The following is a 22,338-nucleotide window of genomic DNA, read 5'->3' on the forward strand; positions in this document are numbered from 1 at the left end:
AGCATATAAAAATCCTGCCTTATGGGCGGGATTTTTTGTTTAATAACGTTCGCAGATAAACAAAGCCCAACACCCCGGCTGTAACCGAAGCCGCGAGCACGGCAAATTTAGCCTGTGTATTAAACCCGCCATTACCAAACGATAAGAAGGATATAAATATGGACATCGTAAAGCCTATGCCCGCCAAAAGCCCCATGCTGGCTACATGCTGCCAGCTTACGGAGTCGGGCAGTTCCCCAATCTTTAATTTTACGGTTAGCCAGCTAAATAGCATCACACCTATCGGTTTGCCTAATACCAGTCCGATGAGGATACCCATGCCCAATGCACCGGTTAAACCGCTAAGCATATTGCCCTCAAAATGTATGTTGGTATTCGCCAGCGCGAAAAGAGGCATAATGATATAGTTTACCGGCGTAACCAGGCTATGTGCCAATTTATCCAATACCGGGCCTTTTTTTGATGATACCGGGATGGTTAAAGCTGTAAGCACACCTGCAATGGTAGCGTGTATGCCCGAGTGGTGCACAAAATACCATAATACTATCCCCGGCAGGATATAAAACGCGAGGTGCTTTACGCCTAGCTTGTTCAGCAACAGTAATACTAAAAATATGCCGGCCGCCAACAGCAGGTAACTGGTATGTAAGGCTGTAGAATAAAACAGGGCGATGATAATGATGGCCAACAGGTCATCAACTACCGCCAATGTTGATAGCAGTACTTTTAACGCAGGTGGCACCAGTTTACCTAATAAAGCCAACACCCCCAAAGCAAAAGCGATATCGGTAGCCATAGGGATGGCCCAGCCGTTAGCTGTTTCGGTGCTATGGTTTAGGGAGAAGAATATCATTGCCGGCACTACCGCGCCACCTACGGCAGCCAAAATAGGCACGGCTGCAATTTTAAAGTTGGATAAGTGCCCGTCGATGATCTCTTTTTTGATCTCCAGTCCTATAAGGAAAAAAAAGATCGCCATCAGGCCATCGTCGATCCAGTTCAATACCGAATACCTTAACTCAATGGTATTGGAATGGTAGCCAAACTCAAATGCGAGTAATGATTTAAAGCCATCGTTCAAGGACGTATTAGCGATAACAAGGGAAACGATAACACAGACTATCAGTAAAACGCCGCTGCCTTGTTCAGATCGTATAAATTCCAAAAAACTGTTGCCTGCTGGTTTTGTCATCCTGGCTGTAAAAATACAAAACATACAATAGCGACGGGTTTAAAACCCATCGCTATTTGTATTATATTTACGCCGTGAAACTTTTGTGCATCATAACGGCTTTTATTGTTGTACTGCTTTCGGTACGCCCATGCTGTACTGATGATTGCGCATCGCAAAAACAGGAAACCACTAAAACAACCCCAACACCTGCAAATAAGGAATGCGCGGGTTGTTCGCCGTTTTTTTCGTGCGGCATTTGTGTGGGTTTTGTGGTAAATAAACCATGCGCACAAATGGTTAAACCCCAAGCCGAACCTGTAGAGCACAATAGCTTTTACTTCCCGCCCTATCTTGAAGAAATCGCCTCCGCTATCTGGCAGCCGCCACAGTTAAGTTAATACTCACTGCCCTATGGGCTTATCCAATTGTATTAACTATTTAACTTTTAATAATGAAAAAACTACTGGTGCTAAGTATAGCACTACTTTATACTTCTATAGCCTATTCGCAAAATACGTTTACGGCTATTGTAAAAGATAGCAAAACTAACGAACCTTTAATTGGCGCTACCGCGTTGCTAACTGGTACAATCAAAGGTGCCGCTACCGATACCGCTGGTAAAGTTATCCTAACGGACATTGCTAACGGAAAACAGGTTATTGAAACCCGGTTTATAGGATATGTAACCCGCTTAGATACTTTGAGTTTTCCGCTTGTGCGAAATGAGCCGCTTGTAATTCTGCTAAATGTGGAAGACGACGGAGAAGAACTGGACGAGATCAGGGTAACCGCTACACGTACCAGTCGCACCATCAACAATATTCCTACCCGTGTAGAAGTGATATCGGGTGAAGAATTGGACGAAAAAGGCAACATGAAGCCCGGCGATATCCGAATGCTACTGGCCGAAAGCACCGGCATACAAACCCAGCAAACATCTGCCACCAGCGGCAACTCAAGCATCCGCATACAGGGGCTTGATGGTAAGTATACGCAGATAATCCGGGATGGTTTCCCCTTATACTCCGGCTTTTCGGGTGGCTTAGGATTGCTGCAAATAGCCCCGTTGGATCTGAAACAGGTGGAGGTGATCAAGGGTTCATCCTCTACATTATACGGCGGTGGCGCTATTGCCGGGCTTGTTAACCTGGTATCAAAAACACCCACAGCTAAACGTCAGCTAAATTTTATGCTGAACGGTACCTCGGCATTGGGTTTGGATGCGAGTGGGTTTTACGCTGAAAAATTTAAAAAGATAGGCGCTACGGTTTATGCGGCTTATAATCACGGTTCAGCTTATGATCCGGCAGATATTGATCTGACGGCTATACCTAAGTTTAACCGCTATACCCTTAACCCGCGACTATTTTTTTACCTGAGCGATAAAACCACGCTAACCACCGGTATTAACGCCACGGTTGAGGACCGCATAGGCGGCGATCTGCATCATATTGAAGGTGACGGCGATGCACAGCACAGTTACTTTGAGCAAAACAAAACCGGGCGTTACAGTACACAGTTCACTTTAGAGCACCGTTTTGATAGCAACCAAAGCCTGGTGGTAAAAAACAGCGTGAGTTATTATGATCGCACTATCAACCTGCCTGCCTACACCTTTGCCGGTAAGCAGGTATCAACCTACAGCGAAGCTACCTACGCCCGTAACGGCGCAAGTGCCGACTGGGCGGCCGGCATTAACCTACTAACAGATAATTTCGCCGAGAATATAAACAAAGCAGCACAACTGCGCAACTACAATTACACCACCATCGGCGGCTTTATACAAAACACCTGGAACGCCACCCAAAAACTAACCCTCGAAACCGGCATACGTGGCGACTACCATAACGAATACGGCTTTTTTGTGCTGCCGCGATTATCAGCCTTGCTAAAACTGAATGACCATTTTAGCACCCGCCTTGGCGGTGGCATGGGCTACAAAGCACCAACCGTATTTACCGAAGATGCCGAGCGCATACAGTTCCGTAACGTATTACCAATTGACGTAGCCAACACCAAAGCCGAACGCAGCTACGGCGTTAATTATGATATTAACTATAAAACCGGTTTGTTTGATGATGCGGTTACCTTCAGCCTTAATCAGTTGTTTTTCTATACCAAAATTGAAAGCCCTATAATATTGACAGCTTTAACTAATGGCAACTTACAGTATCAACAACCCGCCGGGCATTTAGACACGCGCGGTACCGAAACCAATGTAAAACTTACTTACGCTGATTTTAAGCTATTTGTAGGTTATACGTTGGCCGATGTAAGTAACCATGCCGGTGGCAGCAAAATCGCCTATCCGTTGGTATCAAAGCACCGTTTGAATAACGTGTTGATGTACGAGATTGAGGATAAGCTGAAACTGGGTTTGGAGGCTTATTATTTTAGTCCGCAACGTTTGAATGACGGCACCACAGGCCGCGGTTACTGGACTACGGGCTTCATGGCCGAGAGGATATGGGAGCGCTTTTCGCTGTTTATCAACTTTGAAAATTTTACCGATACAAGGCAAACTAAGTTTGAAGCGATTTATACCGGGAGTGTGACTAATCCAACCTTCCGGGATATTTATGCGCCTTTAGATGGTTTTGTGGTTAACGGGGGGATTAAGTTGAGATTGTAGATGAAGGAAGAAGACTTACGAGGTTTTAAAAACTTCGTAAGTCTGGTTTAAGTCTGAGAAACTTCAAACCAAACCCACCTATCAGCGTTGCTTAAATATGCAAGCTGAAATACTAGGAAACACCATAACCGCCGAAGTTGAAGACGGCGTTTTACTCATACAAACTGCCAATGCATTAGCGCGGATAATGGTTTATAGCGAAACCGTTATGCGCGTTTGCATTACCCGGGGCGAGCAGGAAGCTGATGAATCTTTCGCGGTTATTGAAAAACCTTTGGAGGATTTCACCTACCAAAAACTGCATGATAGCATTGAAGTCACTACATCGGCTTTAAAACTGGTGATCAACCTGGCGCCACTACGCTTTAGCTTTTTTACGGCAGATGGCCGGCCACTCGGCGAGGATGACAGCCGTTTTGGCACGGTTTGGCAGGGCGAGCGGGTAACCAATTATCGCAAGCTATATGCCGATGAAAAATTTATTGGCTTAGGCGAAAAGCGCGGCAATCTGAATCGACGCGGCGACAACTATGTGAATTGGAATACCGACGCGGCTTTGCATACCATTACTTCCGATCCGCTTTATAAAACTTTTCCATTTTATATTGGCTTGCACAGCGGGGTGATGTATGGTTTATTTTTCGACAACACCCACAAAAGTTATTTCGATTTTGGGGCGAGTACCGATGAGCAGATGATGTGGTACGGTGCCGAGGGTGGTGATATGGATTATTACTTTTTCGGCGCGCAAAGTATCAGGGAAATTCTGCGTGACTATACCTGGCTTACAGGAAGGATGGAAATGCCGCCGCTATGGAGCCTCGGCTACCAGCAATGCCGCTGGAGCTACATGAGCGCTAATGAGGTGTTGGAAGTGGCCCGCAAATTCCGTGAACGTAATATACCGGCCGATGTGATGTATTGTGATATTGATTACATGGACGGCTACAAAATTTTCACCTGGAATAAGGAAACCTTTGCCGACCCTAAAGCCATGCTTGACGAACTAAAAAGCATGAACTTTAAACTGGTAACCATTGTTGACCCGGGTATAAAAATCGAGGAAGGCTATAAAGAATATGAAGAAGGTGTTGCTAAAAACTATTTTGCAACCTACCCCAACGGCGAAAAATACATCGGCAGCGTTTGGCCGGGCCGTTGCCATTTCCCCGACTTTTTTAACGAAGAGGTGCGCGACTGGTGGGGTGCCGCATTTAAGGCCCTAACCGAACCCGGTGTAGAAGGTTTTTGGAACGATATGAACGAACCTGCTGCCTGGGGCCAAAACATCCCCTACATTGTAAAATTTGGCGAACGTTATATGCCCGAGGTGCGCAACGTGTACGGCATGCAGATGTCGTGCGCTACATATAAGGGCACAAGGCGCATCTTAGGCAACAAGCGACCGTTCATACTAACTCGTGCGGCTTATGCCGGTACGCAGCGTTATTCGGCGGTTTGGACGGGTGATAACGCGGGGACGGATGAACATATGTTATTCGGTCAGCGTTTGGTGAATAGTTTGGGCCTGGTGGGCATGAGTATGATAGGTGTGGACATTGGCGGCTTTATGGGCGACCCAACGCCGGAGTTGATGGTGCGCTGGAACTCGCTGGGCGTGTACACACCAATGTTTCGCAACCACGCCGCGCTGGGTATGCGCAGCCGCGAGCCATGGACCTGGGGTGATGAGTATGAAGGTATCATCTGTAAAGATATTGAGCAACGTTATAAGCTGCTGCCATACATCTACTCGGGCTTTTATCAATCAGTACAAACCGGCTTGCCTTTGAGTCGTACGCTGGCAATTGATAACCCGTTTGATGAAAACGTTTATCATACCAATTATCATAACCAGTTTCTGTTTGGCGATAGCTTACTGGTAGCACCGGTCGAAAGTACCTGGGAACGGCTTGACGTTTACCTGCCCGCCGGCGATTGGTATCGCCTGAATACTGATGAACGCTTTGGCGGTAACCAGGTTGTGAATACTCATGCTCCGCTGACAGATCTGCCGGTATTTGTGAAGGCAGGTGCAATTATACCCATGCAAAACCTTATACAAAGCACTAGCGAAGCGGGCGATGGCGTTTTGATACTACATGTTTGGAATGGCAACGACATTACCGATTTCGTTTACTATGAAGACGATGGTAACACTTATGATAATGAGCAGGGCGTTTATTATAAGCGAGTGATCAGGTTTGATCCGGCGGCGCGAAGGATCACACTTGGCGAGGTTGAAGGTAGCTTTGTGTCAAAGTACACTAAAATAGAGTTTGTAATGCATGGCTTTGATGACGTTGGTGAGTTAAGGTTAATGGCGAATACGGATTCGGTGATTAATGTGCCTTATTAACCTAACCCCAGGGGTGTCATGCTGAGCCCCGTCGAAGCATGCGGGCAAAGGCCTCTGCGCTCACCCTTCGACGGAGCTCAGGGTGACACCCACTTTTGTGACTGATTTCGTGTTAGCGATGGCAGCGGATACCGGCCGCGTCGGGGCCTCAGCGCAGGCCGTGACTAAGGCCTTGTGCAGTATGAGCGTACAGCGCGGGCCGTAGGCAACACCCAAAATTGGATAAAGACTTACGAAGTTTTTGAAACTTCGTAAGTCTACTTCGAATTTCCTATCTTAATGCCATTGAAATACTATGGCCCACAAAGAACATTTTTTAGAACAGCATGATCCCGAGCGCAGGGATTTCCAGATTGACCGCCTTATTTTGTTTACAGATGCGGTTTTTGCCATTGCCATAACCTTATTGGTTATTGAACTGAAACCACCCGAAACACATTCGCATGTAGTTAAAGACCAAGTGATAGAATTATTGCACCTGTTCCCTAAGTTTACGGGTTTTATAATCAGCTTTTTTGTGATAGCTATTTATTGGCGCAGTCACCATAGGATATTTGGCTTTGTAACTAATTACACCGAAAAATTGATCTGGCTTAATATTACGTTTCTATTTACGATAGTATTGATGCCTTTTTCATCGGCATATTTTAGCGAAAATTACGGTAAGGTATTTCCGTTCCTATTCTACAATATGAACGTGGTAGTACTGGCCCTGTTAAACTATAGGCTGATCAATTATGTGTTTGATCCGGCAAATAAACTGATCAAACATCCGCCTACGGCTTTATTTTTACACCTATTTAAATCGCGGGCCATAGCTATACCTGCATTTTTCTTCAGTTGCATTTTAATGGTTGTAGCCGGTGTGCCCCCGTTCCCCATGATCTATATTTTAATATGGCCCATGTTGAGCATATTAAAATGGTATAACATGCGCCGGTTTAACAAAAAGGCTACAGCTGCCGAAAAAGCAGAAATGTAAAAGCTAAATAAACCTCATAAAAAAAGCCCCGATGTACTATCGGGGCTTTTCTATTATTCATCAGCGTGCTTATTTGTCGTCTTTTACTTCTTCAAAGTCAACATCAGTCACTGTGTCTGAATGATCTTGCGGACCTGCACCTTGAGCGCCTTCGGCACCCGGTTGGCCACCGGCTTCGGCAGATGCTTTGTACATCTCTTCTGAAGCGGCTGTCCAGGCAGTGTTCAGCTCGTTTTGAGCAACCTCAATGTCGGCAAGGTTTTTAGCAGCGTAAGCAGCTTTTAATTTAGTTAAACCTTCTTCAATCGGGCCTTTTTTATCAGCAGGCAATTTATCACCAAACTCTTTCAGTTGTTTTTCTGTCGAGAAGATCAGGGCATCAGCACCGTTCAGTTTTTCAACTTCTTCTTTTGCTGCTTTATCGGCATCAGCGTTAGCTTCTGCTTCGTCCTTCATCTTTTTGATCTCGGCATCAGTTAAGCCCGAAGAAGCTTCGATACGGATCTTTTGCTCTTTGCCGGTAGCTTTATCTTTTGCAGATACGTGTAATATACCGTTAGCATCGATATCAAAAGTTACCTCAACTTGTGGTACGCCACGAGGTGCAGGTGGGATACCATCCAGGTGGAAACGGCCGATTGTACGGTTACCTTGTGCCATTGGGCGCTCACCTTGTAAGATGTGGATCTCAACAGATGGCTGGTTATCAGACGCGGTAGAGAACACTTCCGATTTTTTGGTTGGGATAGTTGTGTTTGACTCAATTAATTTGGTCATTACACCACCCATGGTTTCAATACCTAATGATAGTGGAGTAACGTCTAACAGCAACACGTCTTTTACTTCGCCGGTTAATACACCACCCTGGATAGCAGCACCGATGGCTACCACCTCATCAGGGTTTACACCTTTTGAAGGTGCTTTACCGAAGAATTTTTGAACCGCGTCCTGAATAGCAGGGATACGGGTTGAACCACCTACCAGGATAACTTCGTCGATATCTGAAGTTGAGTAACCTGCATTTTTCAATGCTTTTTGGCAAGGCTCAATAGTGCGTTTTATCAGGCTATCTGCCAGTTGCTCAAATTTAGCTCGGGTTAAAGTTTTAACCAAGTGCTTAGGCATACCGTCAACAGCGGTTACGTATGGTAAGTTGATCTCGGTTTGAGTAGAGCTTGATAGTTCGATTTTAGCTTTTTCGGCAGATTCTTTTAAGCGTTGCAGAGCCATTGGGTCTTTACGCAGGTCGATGCCTTCGTCGCTTTTAAACTCGTCTGCCATCCAGTCAATAATAACCTGGTCAAAGTCATCACCACCTAAATGTGTATCACCGTCGGTTGATTTTACTTCGAAAACACCGTCACCTAACTCCAGAATAGATACGTCATGCGTACCACCACCGCAGTCAAATACAGCAATTTTCATGTCTTTATGCGCTTTGTCAAGGCCATAGGCCAGGGCAGCAGCAGTAGGTTCGTTAATGATACGACGAACTTTTAAGCCCGCGATCTCGCCGGCTTCTTTAGTAGCCTGGCGTTGCGCATCGTTAAAGTAAGCCGGAACGGTAATAACCGCTTCGGTAACTTCGGTACCTAAAAAGTCTTCAGCAGTTTTCTTCATTTTTTGAAGTACCATTGCTGATAGCTCTTGAGGCGTGTATTTACGATCGCCAATTTCAACACGCGGAGTGTTGTTGTCGCCTTTTACCACTTTATATGGTACGCGCTCAGCTTCTTTAGTAACCTCGTTAAACTGGTTACCCACGAAGCGTTTGATAGATGAAATAGTTTTAGTAGGATTTGTAATAGCCTGACGTTTTGCAGGATCACCTACTTTACGCTCGCCGTTGTCGATAAAAGCCACTACAGACGGCGTAGTACGTTTTCCCTCACTGTTAGCAATAACTACAGGCTCGTTACCTTCCATTACAGCTACGCAGGAGTTGGTTGTTCCTAAGTCGATTCCGATTATTTTAGACATATGTTTTGTTATTTCTTTATTGATTGATTGTTTTACCTAACAACGTGTATTAATCAATGTGTGTGCCAATTTGGTTTTGGCAGAGTTTTGGGCTGTGAATGGTGAATAGTGAGTGGTGAGTGGTATTATTTAGGCAGAAATGCGGGTGAAAGTGGTGACAGGTTGGCAGGGATGTAGTATAACTCGGTTATTTGTATATTAGTCCATTATAACCTGAATTTATCATGAATACAAATTTACTATCCAATAAGGAACTTGATAATTATGAAGTTGACGACAGCTTTGACTTTAAAGTAAAGGCCGATGCAATTAAACACTTTCTAGAATTCAACTCCACAGCTTTAGAAAAGAATAAGATGGTCGTCCTTTATGGAGATTGGGGAAGCGGGAAGACATCATTAATGCGCTATATCGAAAAAGAAATAGATAAAAACATATATTTTCCGATTTTCTTTCAGGCCTGGGAACACGAAAAAGATGAAAATTTACCGCTCTCACTTTGTGACGCGCTATTGAGTCATGTAGATAGTGATCTTAATATTGCGAGAAAATTCATTAAAGGCGCCTTCGCAACTCTGCGAAGCTTTACAAATGGCGTGACCTTAAAAACGTCAGGAGTTCTTTCAGGCCTAGGACTGGACGTTGAAATATCCGGCGAAAAGATTAACGAAGCACTTGACAACGCATTGAAAGATGATGCCCCGAAATCTTTCTATAAATCTAATAAGGAATTTAAGGAGAGTTTTACAGCAATAGAAGATTTAATTCTCAAAAAACATAATGCTCATAAGCTCCTAATTTTTGTTGATGACCTTGATAGATGTGAACCTGAAAATGTTCTTAATCTCATAACAGCTTTAAAATTATTTTTTACCTACGGCGAAAAATGTGTCTTTTTTTGTGGGATTGACAAAGATGCAGTCACTAAAGCTGTAAAGACGCGATACAAAGATGTTATTAAGTCGGAGGAGTATATGGAAAAAGTTTTCGATATCTCTTTCAATATGCCAAAAACATTCTCTCTCAAACACTTCCTTAAACCTCATTTTTCCGCCATCGAGAAAACATACTCAAACGGAGAGACTTTAACCTTCACGGACATTATTGAAGATTTTTTTAAATCAATAAAATTTACCAATCCAAGGCATCTTAAAAAAGTACTAAACAAGTTTGAAATACTTAGATCATTTAAATCATCAGACACGATCCCCCTAAATTTTAAAAATCTAATCCCTGAAATAATTCAAACTGTAAACTCCGTTAAATTATTCGAAACAATATATACCTTGTTTATTGTGGTATTATATGAATTTAGCTTGGATGAATTCAAAGACATCGAAGACTACGATCAAAAAAAATCAAATTATACGGAAATATGCTTTAACAATTCTAAGGAGTCAGAACCTAATTATTCAAAAAGTCGAGCAGTTAACATGATTGAGAACTATATAATGATTAACAATATAGATACTGCGACGATAGAATCGATATCTAATTTATCTATTGGAAATGGCATTAAAATAGGTTTCGCCAAGTTTCTGATTGTGTTTTCAAACAGCAATCCATCAACAATCGGTTATTTTGTGGATGAGGATATTTATGGTTATTATAATGAATATTTTATTGATGATAGTTTAAGTAGCAATTTTTGCAAATTTTTAATTAGATATAAAGAAGAAGTAATCGAAGAAAATAGAGAGTCCGATTATATCATTAGAAATTTATTTAATATGGTTAAATACCTCCTGTAAACAAAAAACGCCCCACTCAAACTGAGCGGGGCGTTTTTATTTTTTAACTCTCGTAACGAATTATTCGCCTTTTTCAGCGTTTTCTTCGTTAGCAGCTGGTGCTTCAGGAGCTTGTTCAGCAGCCGGTGCTTCAGCAACAGGAGTTTCAGCAACTTCTGCTTCTGCAGCCGGTTCTTCAACTACTTCGGCAGCAGCAACAGGTGCAGCAGCGGCAGCAGGAGCTTCAGCTTTTGCTTTACCAGCACCACCACGACGGCGGGTTGATTTTTTAGCAGCAGTTTCGGCAGTTGCACCGTAAACAGTATTGTAATCTACTAACTCAATGATCGCCATTTCAGCGTTATCGCCTAAACGATTCTCTAATTTCACGATACGAGTGTAACCACCTGGGCGGTTAGCAATTTTCTCAGCAATCTCGCGGAAAACGATAGTAGTAGCGTCTTTGTCCTGCAGGTAGCTAAATACAGTACGACGAGAGTGTGTAGTGTCTTCTTTACCTTTTGTTAAAATTGGCTCAACAAATACACGTAGTGCTTTTGCTTTTGCTAATGTAGTAGTAATACGCTTGTGTAAGATAAGCGATGTAGCCATGTTGCTAAGCATTGCTTTGCGGTGGCTGGTGGTACGACCTAAGTGGTTGTGTTTTTTACCGTGTCTCATTGTTTTTTGTTTGTGGCACGTGCATACCGTTGGGCGGCTTTTCAGTCAAGCCCGCGGAATTACGCGGTTTTAGTGATTAGTTAATTAGAGTTTGGAGATTAGTCACTATTCTTTCTCCAAGCTATTTTTTAATAAATGAAAAGAGGTTAGAAACTAATCACTAGTCTCTAACCTCTAATCACAATATTATTCTTCGTCTAATTTAAATTTCGACAAGTTCATGCCGAAAGATAAACCTTTTGATTTTACTAAGTCTTGAATCTCAGTCAATGATTTTTTACCAAAGTTTCTGAATTTCAACATATCAGCTACGTCGTATGATACTAAGTCAGCCAGGCTGCGGATATCAGCTGCTTTTAAGCAGTTTAACGCACGTACAGAAAGGTCAAGATCAACTAATTCAGTTTTCAGGATCTTGCGCATGTGCAGGATCTCTTCGTCAACTTCTTTAGTTTCTTCTTTAGCCTGAGCTTCTAACATCATGTTCTCGTCGCTAAATAACATGAAGTGCTGGATCAGGATCTTAGCAGCTTCTTTCAGCGCATCTTCAGGATGGATAGAACCGTCGGTAGCAATATCTAAAACCAGTTTCTCGTAGTCGGTTTTTTGCTCAACACGATAGTTTTCGATAGTGTACTTTACGTTTTTGATCGGGGTGTAGATCGAGTCGATAGCAATAACACCAACGTTAGCGTCAGGGTTTTTGTTCTCTTCGCTGGCTACGTAACCGCGACCTTTGTTGATAGTAAATTCAATTTCAAGCGTTACAGACGAATCCATGTTACAGATAACAAGATCTGGATTCAATACAGTAAAGTTGTTTGAGAACTTAGTTATATCACCGGCATTAAAAGTATCCTGACCATTGATGATCACGAACACTTTTTCGCTATCGCCAGACTCACCTGTCTTTTTAAACCTTACTTGTTTCAGGTTCAAAATGATCTCGGTTACGTCTTCAACAACTCCTTTTATCGTAGAAAACTCATGAGTAACTCCTGAGAAACGTACCGAAGTGATAGCGTAACCTTCAAGAGAAGAAAGTAATATACGACGCAGGGCATTACCAATGGTTACACCGAAGCCTGGCTCTAACGGACGAAATTCAAACGTGCCGTCAAAATCAGTTGACTTCTGCATGATAACCTTATCTGGTTTTTGAAATGCTAAAATTGCCATTTATATCCTTTTATTTATTGTTGATTAATTGGATTTATTTAAACCACAAAAATGACCGGCAGTAATTGCCGATCATTCTGTGTATAAGTATCGTTATTATTTAGAGTATAACTCGACGATCAGGTTCTCCTTGATGTTCTCAGGGATCTCATCGCGGTTAGGGTAGTTAAGGAATGTACCTGTTAAGGTGTTGGCATCCCATGATACCCAGCTATACTTGCTAATTCTGTGGCCGGCAACCGAAGTGGTGATGGCTTCCAGTGATTTTGATTTCTCTCTAACAGAGATAACGTCACCAGCTTTAACCTGGTAAGAAGCGATGTTCACTACGTTACCGTTAACATTGATGTGTTTGTGACCTACTAACTGACGGGCAGCTGAGCGGGTTGGAGCGATACCTAAACGGTATACTACGTTATCTAAACGAGCTTCTAAGAATTTCAACAAGTTCTCACCTGTGATACCTTCTTTAGCTGAAGCGCGGTGAAACAAGTTTTCGAACTGACGCTCTAATACACCGTAAGTGTATTTAACTTTCTGTTTCTCCATTAACTGTACAGCGTACTCAGATTGCTTGCCTCTTCTTTTTGAAGCGCCGTGCATACCTGGGCCATAGTTTTTTCTTTCTAACGCTTTATCCGGACCGAAGATCGGTTCGCGGAAACGGCGTGCAATTTTTGATTTTGGGCCTGTATATCTTGCCATTGTTTGTGTGTTTTAAAGTATCAAGCAGCCTGTAGCTGATGAATCTTAGCTTTAAAAATAAAATTAATTAAACTCTTCTTCTTTTTGAAGGACGGCAACCGTTATGCGGTAGCGGAGTGATGTCCTTAATGGTAGTTACCTCGATACCGGTAGTTTGCAAAGTACGGATAGCCGACTCACGACCAGAACCCGGGCCTTTTACAAACACCTCTACTTTACGTAAGCCTAAATCGTAAGCTACTTTACCGCAATCGGCAGCAGCCTGACCGGCAGCGTAAGGAGTGTTCTTTTTTGAACCTTTAAAACCCATTTTACCTGCAGACGACCATGAAATAGCCTGGCCTGTTTTGTTGGTAAGGGTGATAATGATATTGTTAAAAGTTGCATTGATGTGTGCTTCGCCTACTGCTTCAACAACAACAATGCGCTTTTTGGTAACTTTTTTGCTCTTAGCCATTTTATGTTTTAATTATTGATCGGATGAATTACTTGGATCTCATGTCCCGGACCCATCGATCGTTTTAATTTTGTTTATTCCTAATGACCGGAGAACAGAACTAAGCCTATTCTCCAATCACTAATCAATTACTATTTAGTAGCTTTTTTCTTGTTAGCAACTGTTTTACGTTTTCCTTTACGGGTACGTGAGTTGTTTTTGGTGCGCTGACCGCGTAATGGTAAACCTTTACGGTGACGTGTACCACGGTAGCAACCAATATCCATTAAACGTTTGATGTTTAGTTGCACTTCTGAACGAAGAGCACCTTCAACTTTAACTTCGTCGTTGATAATTGTACGGATAGCCGCTAGTTGATCGTCATTCCAGTCTTGTACTTTAATGTTCTCGTCAATGCCAGCTTTGCTCAAAATTTCTTCTGATTTTGAGCGGCCAATACCGTAGATGTAAGTTAAACCAATTACACCTCTTTTGTTTTTTGGTAAATCAATACCTGAAATCCTTGCCATATTTGTTTTTGCTCTGTTACGTAATACCGAACGGCGGGCCACCGTTGTACGAGTACTACCAATCTTTTTCTAATTATCCCTGACGTTGTTTAAATTTCGGGTTCTTTTTGTTGATCACATAAAGTTTCCCGTTGCGGCGGATGATCTTGCAATCAGCGCTACGTTTTTTAATGGATGCTCTAACTTTCATCGCTATTGTTTATATATTATTTGTATCTATACGTAATTCTACCCTTTGTTAAATCATAAGGGCTCATTTCCAATTTCACACGGTCACCAGGTAATATCTTGATATAGTGCATACGCATTTTACCAGATATGTGTGCAATTATCTCATGACCGTTTTCCAGTTCAACCCTAAACATTGCGTTTGATAATGCCTCACGAATTGTACCATCTTGCTCGATCGATGATTGTTTTGCCATATTTTGCTGAGTATTACTTGATTATCCGCCCGGAAAACCGGGACGCAAAATTAATAAATTATTTTGAATTAATTATTTTTTTCTTTTAAAACATTATCAACGTATTCAAACGATGATAATATATCGGCTTTGCCTTTTCTAACCGCCACCGTATGCTCAAAATGGGCAGATGGCTTTTTATCTACAGTTGATACTGTCCAGCCGTCATCCCAAAACTTAACACCGGCACGGCCGGCATTGATCATTGGTTCAATGGCTATCACCATCCCCTCTTCCAGCTTCACACCAGATCCACGACGACCATAGTTTGGCACCTCAGGCTTCTCGTGCAGTTTTAATCCCACACCGTGGCCTACCAGCTCCTTCACTACGCCAAAGCCATGTTTCTCCGCATGCTCCTGTACGGCGTAACCTAAGTCACCTATGCGCATACCGGTAATGGCCTTTTCAATTCCTTTATCTAAACACTCGCGGGTAACACGCAGTAAAGTTTTTGCTTCTTCACTTATCTCGCCAATGCCAAAGGTAAAGGCCGAGTCGCCGTAATATTTATTAAGTATTGCTCCGCAATCGACAGATACGATATCGCCGTCTTTTAACTCGTAGTTGCTCGGGAAACCGTGTACTACCTGGTCGTTAATAGAAATGCAGAGTGAGTAGGGGAAACCGCCGTAGTTTAAAAAAGCAGGGACCCCTCCGTTGTCACGGATAAAGGTCTCTGCTAATTTATCTAATTCGATTGTTTTTATTCCGGCTCTGATAACCTTAGCTATCTCGCCATGTGTTTTGGCAACCAACAAAGAACTTTCTCTTATGAGTTCTATCTCCTCGACAGACTTATAATGAATTTTCGACATGCTGATTATATTGCGGTCGGCGTAGTTCCGGCTGCAGCAGGTATAGCTGTACGGCCTTTAATACGGCCCGTTTTCATTAAACCATCGTAATGACGCATCAACAGGTGGCTTTCAATTTGCTGTAATGTATCCAGTACAACACCTACCAGGATGATCAATGACGTACCACCAAAGAAACGAGCGAACAGGTTGTTTACACCAACCATATTAGCCAATGCAGGTATGATAGCAATAATTGCCAGGAAAATAGATCCCGGGAAAGTAATTCTTGATATTACGTTATCGATAAAATCAGAAGTTGCTTTACCTGGTTTAACACCCGGTACAAAACCACCATTCTTTTTCATATCATCAGACATTTGAACAGGGTTAACTGTAATGGCTGTGTAGAAATAAGTGAATACGATGATCAAAAATGCAAACACAACATTATGTAACCATGAGGTGTAATCTGATAACGAGATCAGGATACTGTTTGATGCCGCTGACGGGAAGAATGATCCCAACGTAGCAGGTATAAACATCAAGGCCTGCGCAAAAATGATAGGCATAACACCGGCAGCATTTACCTTTAAAGGTATATACTGACGTACACCACCATATTGTTTGTTACCTACAATACGTTTAGCGTATTGTACAGCAATTTTACGTGTACCCTGAACGATCAGGATAGTGAACATTACCACACCTAATAAAGCCACAAGCTCAACAATGAAGGTAATTAAACCACCATTACCGCTAACACGCGAATCAAACTCGGCAACAAATGCACCTGGCAACTGGGCAATGATACCCACCATGATGATCAATGATATACCGTTACCGATACCTTTATCAGTAATTTTCTCGCCTAGCCACATTACAAATAATGTACCCGCGGTTAATACGAAGGTATTCATCAACACAAACATTGGGCCTGCTGCACCCGGATAGATCTCCTGAGCGGTTACTTGCGATTGCAGGTAAGCAATAGCTTGTAAAGCTGTAATGAAGATGGTTAGATAGCGGGTCCACTGGTTAATTTTGTTACGGCCGCTCTCTCCCTCTTTCTGCATTTTAGCAAAATAAGGAACCGCTATGCCTAATAACTGCATAACGATAGAAGCCGAAATGTAAGGCATTACACCTAATGCAAAAATAGAGACACGTGAAAACGAGCCTCCTGCAAACATGTTTAACAACCCTACTATACCTTCTGCTTTATTATTAGCAGCCGCAGATGCGTCAACGCCCGGTAAACGAACGAACGAACCTACACGGTATATCAAAAGAAATAAGAGTGTGTTTGTTATACGCACTCTTAAGTCTTCAATTTTCCAAATATTGGATAATGTGGTGAAAAATTTTTTCATTTAAATTATAGCTTAACTATGCTACCACCAGCAGCTTCAATAGCTTTTTGTGCAGTAGCTGTAAACGCATGTGCTGTAACTTCTAATTTGGCTTTTAGCTCGCCACGACCTAAAATTTTAACAAGGTCATTTCTTGATGCTAAACCATGCTCTTTCAAAACATCAAAGTTGATAGTTGAAAGTGAAAATTTTTCGGTTAGGTTTTGCAACACGTCAAGGTTAACGCCTACATACTCCACACGGTTAGGGTTTTTAAAGCCCACTTTAGGAACACGACGTTGTAAAGGCATTTGACCACCTTCAAAGCCTATTTTAGTGCTTGTACCAGAACGTGAACCGGCACCTTTATGACCGCGGGTTGATGTACCACCACGGCCTGAACCTGTACCACGACCTATTCTTTTTCTATTTTTAGTAGAACCTTCTGCAGGTTTTAGATTACTTAAATTCATGATATTAAATATTTTCTACCGCTACAAGGTGGTTTACTTTACGTACCATACCTATAATAGCTGCAGTAGCTTCAACTTCCACACTGTGGTTAATTTTCTTTAAGCCCAGTGCTTGCACTGTCTTTTTTTGGCGCTCGGTTCTATCGATCACGCTTTTGATCTGGGTAATTTTGATCTTTGCCATGTCTCTGCTTATCCGTTAAATACTTTACCTAAACTGATACCGCGGTGCTGAGCTACAGTGTTAGCATCACGCAATTGCGCTAATGCAGATACAGTTGCTTTTACCACGTTGTGCGGGTTTGATGAACCTTTTGATTTTGCCAATACGTTATGTACACCGGCACTCTCTAATACAGCACGCATCGCACCACCGGCAATTACACCGGTACCGTTTGCAGCTGGTTTCAAGAATACAAAACCGCCAGAAAATTTACCTATTTGCTCGTGAGGGATAGTACCGTTAATGATAGGAACTTTTACCAAGTTCTTTTTAGCATCATCAATACCTTTAGCGATAGCTTCAGTAACCTCTTTCGCTTTACCTAAACCAAAGCCTACTACACCTTGCTCATCACCTACCACTACGATAGCTGAGAAGCTGAAGGTACGACCACCTTTGGTTACTTTGGCAACACGTTGTATGCTAACCAGGCGGTCTTTTAATTCGATCTCGCTGGTTTTTACTCTTTTTATGTTGATTGTTGACATTTCTCTTTTTCCAATTAAAAGTTTAAACCACCTTCACGTGCACCTTCGGCCAGTGATTTAACACGACCATGGTACAGGTAACCGTTACGGTCAAATACTACATCTACTATACCAGCGGCAACTGCCTTTTGAGCAACCAGCTTGCCTACAGCTACTGATTGATCTGACTTAGTACCATTTGCACTGAAATCTTTTGATAAAGATGATGCTGATACTAATGTTTTACCGGTAACGTCGTCAATGATCTGTGCATAAATGCCTTTATTGCTTCTGTACACTGACAGGCGCGGACGGGTTGAAGAGCCTGAAAGGCGCTTTCTGATACCCATCTTAATTCTTTCTCTTCTTGATAATTTCGCTCTAGCTGCCATGACGATTATTTTTTAGATGCTGATTTACCTGCTTTTCTTCTCAATACCTCGCCGGCGAATTTAACACCTTTACCTTTGTAAGGCTCCGGAGCACGCAGTGAACGTATTTTTGCCGCTACCTGGCCGATCAATTGCTTGTCGATAGATTCCAGGATGATGGTTGGGTTTTTACCCTTTTCAGCAGTGGTTGTAACTTTAATTTCTTTTGGTAACTCAAATACATAGTGGTGAGAGAAACCCAACACTAAATCTAAAGTATTACCTTGGTTAGTAGCACGGTAACCCACACCTACTAACTCCTGAGTTGTAGTGTAACCGGTGGTTACGCCAACAACCATGTTATTTAACAATGCACGGTATAAACCATGTAATGCTTTGTGACGCTTTTGGTCTGAAGGACGTTGAACTAATAAGTTACCGTCTTCCTGTACCACTTTAATATCTGCATCAACCGCTTGTTGCAACTCGCCTTTAGGGCCTTTTACAGTAACTAAGTTATTCTCAGCTACAGTAATTGTTACGCCTGCAGGGATTGCTATTGGTGATTTTCCTACTCTTGACATTACTTAATTCCTCCTATTAATAAACGTAGCATAAAACTTCGCCACCTACATTGTTTGTACGAGCTTCTTTATCGGTCATTACACCTTTAGAAGTTGACAGGATAGCGATACCTAAACCATTTAATACGCGTGGCATAGTGTCTGTGCCGGCATATTTTCTAAAACCTGGTCTGCTCACACGAGTGATTGAACGGATAGCAGGAATTTTAGTTATCGGGTGGTATTTTAAAGCCACTTTAATGGTTCCTTGCGGGCCATTTTCCTCAAACTTGAAGTTAGTGATGTAACCTTTCTCAAAAAGAACTTTAGTGATCTCTTTTTTCAGGTTCGATGCAGGAATCTCAACAACCCTATGATTGGCTTTGATTGCATTCCTTACTCGTGTAAGATAATCTGCGATTGGATCTGTATTCATTATTTATTGTTTGTGACGGTGGTTTCCTTCCCGACCCTTCGGGCGACCTTCCATCGGTTAATTCGTATTTTTTTTAAAAAAGCGAGCCGCAAAGGTACAAAAAAATTCAAAACACACTATAGTATGTTTTGAATTATCTTTTTAACTCTCTTTTTAATATAAAAGGTGAAAGTTTAAAGGTGAAACGAATTTTCCATTCGCTTTTTCCTTTAGGCTTTCACCTTAATTAAGCCGTTATTACCAGCTTGCTTTTTTCACTCCCGGGATCTTACCGGCCAAAGCCATTTCACGGAAAGTAACACGTGAAATACCAAATTGACGCATGTAACCACGAGGACGGCCGGTTAACTTGCAACGGTTGTGCAATTTTACTGGCGATGACGCTTTTGGTAAAGCATCTAAAGCAACATAATCACCGGCTTCTTTTAAAGCGGCTCTTTTTTCAGCATATTTTGCTACTAACTTAGCACGTTTAACTTCACGCGCTTTTACACCTTCTTTAGCCATTGTTAACTGGAGTTTGATTTTTAAATGGTAAACCAAATTGTTTTAAAAGCTCTAAAGCTTCAACGTCATTAGTTGCCGAGGTTACGAAGGTAATATCCATACCTTGTATTTTGTTAATTTTATCGATGTTGATCTCCGGGAAGATAATTTGCTCAGTGATACCCAGCGTGTAGTTACCTTTACCGTCAAAACCTTTATCATTGATACCTTTGAAATCACGGATACGTGGCAGAGCAACAGAGATCAAACGATCTAAAAACTCGTACATATTGTTATCACGTAAAGTTACACGTACACCTACCGGCATACCTTTACGCAATTTGAAGTTCGAGATATCTTTTTTAGATTTTGAAGCTACAGCTTGCTGACCAGTAATAGTAGTTAACTCAGTAATGGTGTTCTCGATAAGTTTTTTATCGGTAGTAGCACCACCAACACCCTGGTTAATTGCAATTTTTTGCAATTTAGGAACTTGCATTACGGTTTTATACTGAAATTTATCTTTCAGCGTAGTACGTATTTCCTCTTTGTATTTCGATTTTAATCGCGGTGTATATTCCATTACTTGATTTCCTCCCCTGATTTTTTAGCAACTCTAACTAATTTACCGGCATCGTTCAACTTACGGCCTACACGGGTAGTCGCGCCTGTTTTGGCATCAACCAAAGCAAGGTTTGAAATGTGTATAGCGGCTTCTTGTTTAACAATACCACCGTTAGGGTTAGCTGCGTTAGGTTTGGTATGTTTTGATACCATATTAGCGCCTTCAACAATAGCTCTGTTTTTGGCAACTATTACTTCAACTACTTTACCTTGCGTTCCTTTTGAATCGCCGGCTATAACTTTAACCAGATCACCTTTTTTGATCTTTAGTTTAGCTGTTTGTGTTTTCTTTTCCATGTTACAATACCTCCGGTGCTAATGATACAATTTTCATAAATTGTTTCTCACGCAATTCTCTTGCAACAGGGCCAAAGATACGTGTGCCTCTCGGCTCGTCCTGGTTGTTTAACAAAACAGCCGCGTTATCGTCGAAACGGATGTATGAACCATCTTTTCTGCGGATCTCTTTTTTAGTTCTAACCACTACGGCTTTTGATACCGTACCTTTTTTGATGTTACCTGAAGGTAGCGCGCTTTTAACAGTTACTACGATCTTGTCACCAATAGAGGCATATCTTTTACCCGTACCGCCTAACACACGGATCACTAAAACTTCTTTAGCACCGCTATTGTCAGCTACGTTTAATCTTGATTCCTGTTGTACCATCTTATTTAGCTCTTTCTATAATTTGGACTAATCTCCAATTTTTGCTCTTACTCAGCGGACGAGTTTCCATGATCAATACAGTGTCACCTATACCGCATGTGTTTGTCTCGTCATGAGCCATAAACTTGGTAGTTTTTTTAATAAACTTACCATAGATCGGGTGTTTCACTTTCCTTTCCACAGCTACAACAATAGATTTCTCCATTTTATTGCTAACTACCAGGCCGGTACGTGTTTTTCTTAAATTTCTTTCCATTTTTCCTCGACGCGTTAAATTAATTTTGTTCAGAAGCTTGCGCTGCCTTACGCTTAGTTAATTCAGTATTTAAACGAGCAATATCCTTGCGTACTTTAGTTATACGGCTTGGATTCTCGATCGCTGAAACCGCGTGGGCAAATTTCAATTTGGTAAGATTTGCTCTTTCCTCGCCGATCTTTGCAACCAACTCTTCAGTTGCGAGCCCTGTAATTTCTGAGTTCTTCATTTTCTTTATTCTATTAGTGTTTGAGTTTTTAGTTCTAAGCTCACTTTATAGCTACACCTGGTAACTGCAAACTCAAAACTGCTAACTTAATTTTTATGCTTCTACGTAATCTTTACGTACTACAAATCTTGTTTGTACAGGTAATTTCTGAGCTGCAAGGCGTAGTGCTTCTTTAGCAATTGCCAATGGCACACCTTCTGCTTCAAAAATAATTCTTCCGGGGCGTACTACCGCTACCCAGTATTCAGGGGCACCTTTACCTTTACCCATACGTACCTCAGCAGGCTTTTTGGTTACCGGCTTATCAGGGAATACTCTGATCCATACCTGGCCTTCACGTTTCATAAAACGTGTAACAGCGATACGGGCAGCTTCTATCTGACGGCTGGTGATCCAGGCTGCTTCCAGTGATTTAACACCGAAAGATCCGAATGATAGTTCAGCACCACGGGTGGCTAAACCTTTCATTCTGCCTTTTTGCATCTTTCTGAACTTCGTTCTTTTTGGCTGTAGCATTTTCTTAAACTTTTATATCGTCAATT

29 protein-coding genes are annotated in these 22,338 nt (G+C 42.1%); 5 read left to right on the forward strand and 24 right to left on the reverse strand.

The genetic code is table 11. The features are described 5' to 3' along the window. Positions 1-19: 19 nt before the first annotated feature. Positions 20-1,192, reverse strand: a complete 1,173-nt coding sequence (gene nhaA / locus AC59JT_RS18455) for a Na+/H+ antiporter NhaA (protein WP_497401820.1) — start codon at positions 1,190-1,192, stop codon at positions 20-22. 74 nt (positions 1,193-1,266) lie between these two features. On the opposite strand from nhaA, the gene AC59JT_RS18460 reads away from it, so the two are divergent. From AC59JT_RS18460 to AC59JT_RS18475, 4 genes are all read left to right on the forward strand, one after another. Further along, complete coding sequence (locus tag AC59JT_RS18460; protein WP_497401822.1) at positions 1,267-1,572, forward strand: hypothetical protein; 306 nt, start codon at positions 1,267-1,269, stop codon at positions 1,570-1,572. Positions 1,573-1,625: 53 nt separating this feature from the next. After that, positions 1,626-3,806, forward strand: a complete 2,181-nt coding sequence (locus AC59JT_RS18465; protein WP_497401824.1) for a TonB-dependent receptor — start codon at positions 1,626-1,628, stop codon at positions 3,804-3,806. A 97-nt stretch (positions 3,807-3,903) separates the two neighbouring features. Beyond that, complete coding sequence (locus AC59JT_RS18470) at positions 3,904-6,165, forward strand: glycoside hydrolase family 31 protein (RefSeq protein WP_497401826.1); 2,262 nt, start codon at positions 3,904-3,906, stop codon at positions 6,163-6,165. A 295-nt stretch (positions 6,166-6,460) separates the two neighbouring features. Then, entirely contained in the window at positions 6,461-7,147 is a 687-nt protein-coding gene (locus AC59JT_RS18475; RefSeq protein ID WP_497401828.1) for a TMEM175 family protein, read from the forward strand. Positions 7,148-7,216: 69 nt separating this feature from the next. Here the strand turns inward: AC59JT_RS18475 and dnaK are convergent, their stop codons facing one another. Continuing rightward, entirely contained in the window at positions 7,217-9,127 is a 1,911-nt protein-coding gene (gene dnaK, locus AC59JT_RS18480) for a molecular chaperone DnaK (protein WP_497401830.1), read from the reverse strand. A gap of 224 nt (positions 9,128-9,351) precedes the next feature. Here dnaK and AC59JT_RS18485 point away from each other — a divergent pair, with 224 nt between their 5' ends. Beyond that, positions 9,352-10,878, forward strand: coding sequence for a KAP family P-loop NTPase fold protein (locus AC59JT_RS18485; RefSeq protein ID WP_497401832.1), 1,527 nt, complete (start codon positions 9,352-9,354; stop codon positions 10,876-10,878). Positions 10,879-10,938: 60 nt separating this feature from the next. Here AC59JT_RS18485 and rplQ read toward each other — a convergent pair whose 3' ends face one another. The 22 genes from rplQ to rplP all read right to left on the reverse strand — a co-directional run bounded on the left by rplQ (position 10,939) and on the right by rplP (position 22,312). Next, positions 10,939-11,538, reverse strand: coding sequence for a 50S ribosomal protein L17 (gene rplQ, locus AC59JT_RS18490; protein WP_497401834.1), 600 nt, complete (start codon positions 11,536-11,538; stop codon positions 10,939-10,941). Positions 11,539-11,724: 186 nt separating this feature from the next. Continuing rightward, positions 11,725-12,717 (reverse strand): DNA-directed RNA polymerase subunit alpha, encoded by a 993-nt coding sequence (locus AC59JT_RS18495; protein WP_497401836.1) that lies wholly within the window; start codon positions 12,715-12,717, stop codon positions 11,725-11,727. 96 nt (positions 12,718-12,813) lie between these two features. Then, positions 12,814-13,422: a 30S ribosomal protein S4 gene (gene rpsD, locus AC59JT_RS18500; RefSeq protein ID WP_497401838.1), complete on the reverse strand. Its 609-nt coding sequence runs from the start codon at positions 13,420-13,422 to the stop codon at positions 12,814-12,816. Positions 13,423-13,489: 67 nt separating this feature from the next. Continuing rightward, the gene (rpsK, locus tag AC59JT_RS18505; protein WP_497401840.1) at positions 13,490-13,879 is read right to left on the reverse strand and encodes a 30S ribosomal protein S11; all 390 of its coding nucleotides are present in this window, start codon (positions 13,877-13,879) and stop codon (positions 13,490-13,492) included. 131 nt (positions 13,880-14,010) lie between these two features. Then, entirely contained in the window at positions 14,011-14,388 is a 378-nt protein-coding gene (gene rpsM / locus AC59JT_RS18510) for a 30S ribosomal protein S13 (RefSeq protein ID WP_497401842.1), read from the reverse strand. 73 nt (positions 14,389-14,461) lie between these two features. Then, positions 14,462-14,578: a type B 50S ribosomal protein L36 gene (gene ykgO, locus AC59JT_RS18515; RefSeq protein WP_022833269.1), complete on the reverse strand. Its 117-nt coding sequence runs from the start codon at positions 14,576-14,578 to the stop codon at positions 14,462-14,464. 16 nt (positions 14,579-14,594) lie between these two features. After that, positions 14,595-14,813, reverse strand: a complete 219-nt coding sequence (gene infA, locus AC59JT_RS18520; protein ID WP_022833270.1) for a translation initiation factor IF-1 — start codon at positions 14,811-14,813, stop codon at positions 14,595-14,597. A 68-nt stretch (positions 14,814-14,881) separates the two neighbouring features. After that, positions 14,882-15,670 carry a type I methionyl aminopeptidase gene (map, locus tag AC59JT_RS18525; protein ID WP_497401844.1) on the reverse strand — a complete coding sequence of 263 codons (789 nt, stop codon included), beginning with the start codon at positions 15,668-15,670 and terminating at the stop codon, positions 14,882-14,884. 5 nt (positions 15,671-15,675) lie between these two features. After that, entirely contained in the window at positions 15,676-17,022 is a 1,347-nt protein-coding gene (secY, locus tag AC59JT_RS18530) for a preprotein translocase subunit SecY (protein ID WP_497401846.1), read from the reverse strand. 5 nt (positions 17,023-17,027) lie between these two features. Next, on the reverse strand, positions 17,028-17,474 hold the full coding sequence (rplO, locus tag AC59JT_RS18535; RefSeq protein WP_497401847.1) for a 50S ribosomal protein L15: 447 nt from the start codon (positions 17,472-17,474) through the stop codon (positions 17,028-17,030). Between the two features lie 4 nt (positions 17,475-17,478). Then, positions 17,479-17,658, reverse strand: coding sequence for a 50S ribosomal protein L30 (gene rpmD / locus AC59JT_RS18540; RefSeq protein WP_345103237.1), 180 nt, complete (start codon positions 17,656-17,658; stop codon positions 17,479-17,481). An 8-nt stretch (positions 17,659-17,666) separates the two neighbouring features. Next, entirely contained in the window at positions 17,667-18,185 is a 519-nt protein-coding gene (gene rpsE, locus AC59JT_RS18545; RefSeq protein WP_497401849.1) for a 30S ribosomal protein S5, read from the reverse strand. A gap of 14 nt (positions 18,186-18,199) precedes the next feature. Beyond that, positions 18,200-18,556, reverse strand: a complete 357-nt coding sequence (gene rplR / locus AC59JT_RS18550) for a 50S ribosomal protein L18 (RefSeq protein ID WP_497401851.1) — start codon at positions 18,554-18,556, stop codon at positions 18,200-18,202. A gap of 5 nt (positions 18,557-18,561) precedes the next feature. After that, positions 18,562-19,119 (reverse strand): 50S ribosomal protein L6, encoded by a 558-nt coding sequence (rplF, locus tag AC59JT_RS18555; RefSeq protein WP_497401853.1) that lies wholly within the window; start codon positions 19,117-19,119, stop codon positions 18,562-18,564. A gap of 16 nt (positions 19,120-19,135) precedes the next feature. Beyond that, the gene (rpsH, locus tag AC59JT_RS18560) at positions 19,136-19,534 is read right to left on the reverse strand and encodes a 30S ribosomal protein S8 (protein ID WP_497401855.1); all 399 of its coding nucleotides are present in this window, start codon (positions 19,532-19,534) and stop codon (positions 19,136-19,138) included. 237 nt (positions 19,535-19,771) lie between these two features. Continuing rightward, positions 19,772-20,041 (reverse strand): 30S ribosomal protein S14, encoded by a 270-nt coding sequence (gene rpsN / locus AC59JT_RS18565; RefSeq protein ID WP_497401857.1) that lies wholly within the window; start codon positions 20,039-20,041, stop codon positions 19,772-19,774. Beyond that, positions 20,034-20,603, reverse strand: coding sequence for a 50S ribosomal protein L5 (gene rplE, locus AC59JT_RS18570; RefSeq protein WP_497401859.1), 570 nt, complete (start codon positions 20,601-20,603; stop codon positions 20,034-20,036). The genes rpsN and rplE overlap by 8 nt, the downstream gene beginning before the upstream one ends. Beyond that, positions 20,603-20,941 carry a 50S ribosomal protein L24 gene (rplX, locus tag AC59JT_RS18575; RefSeq protein WP_497401861.1) on the reverse strand — a complete coding sequence of 113 codons (339 nt, stop codon included), beginning with the start codon at positions 20,939-20,941 and terminating at the stop codon, positions 20,603-20,605. The genes rplE and rplX overlap by 1 nt, the downstream gene beginning before the upstream one ends. A gap of 1 nt (position 20,942) precedes the next feature. Further along, positions 20,943-21,311, reverse strand: a complete 369-nt coding sequence (rplN, locus tag AC59JT_RS18580; RefSeq protein ID WP_066006038.1) for a 50S ribosomal protein L14 — start codon at positions 21,309-21,311, stop codon at positions 20,943-20,945. 1 nt (position 21,312) lies between these two features. Beyond that, entirely contained in the window at positions 21,313-21,567 is a 255-nt protein-coding gene (rpsQ, locus tag AC59JT_RS18585) for a 30S ribosomal protein S17 (RefSeq protein WP_497401868.1), read from the reverse strand. A gap of 19 nt (positions 21,568-21,586) precedes the next feature. After that, entirely contained in the window at positions 21,587-21,796 is a 210-nt protein-coding gene (gene rpmC / locus AC59JT_RS18590; RefSeq protein WP_377186744.1) for a 50S ribosomal protein L29, read from the reverse strand. 93 nt (positions 21,797-21,889) lie between these two features. Beyond that, positions 21,890-22,312, reverse strand: coding sequence for a 50S ribosomal protein L16 (rplP, locus tag AC59JT_RS18595; protein WP_497401870.1), 423 nt, complete (start codon positions 22,310-22,312; stop codon positions 21,890-21,892). Between the last annotated feature and the right edge of the window lie 26 nt (positions 22,313-22,338).

Source organism: Mucilaginibacter sp. A3364 (assembly GCF_059690715.1).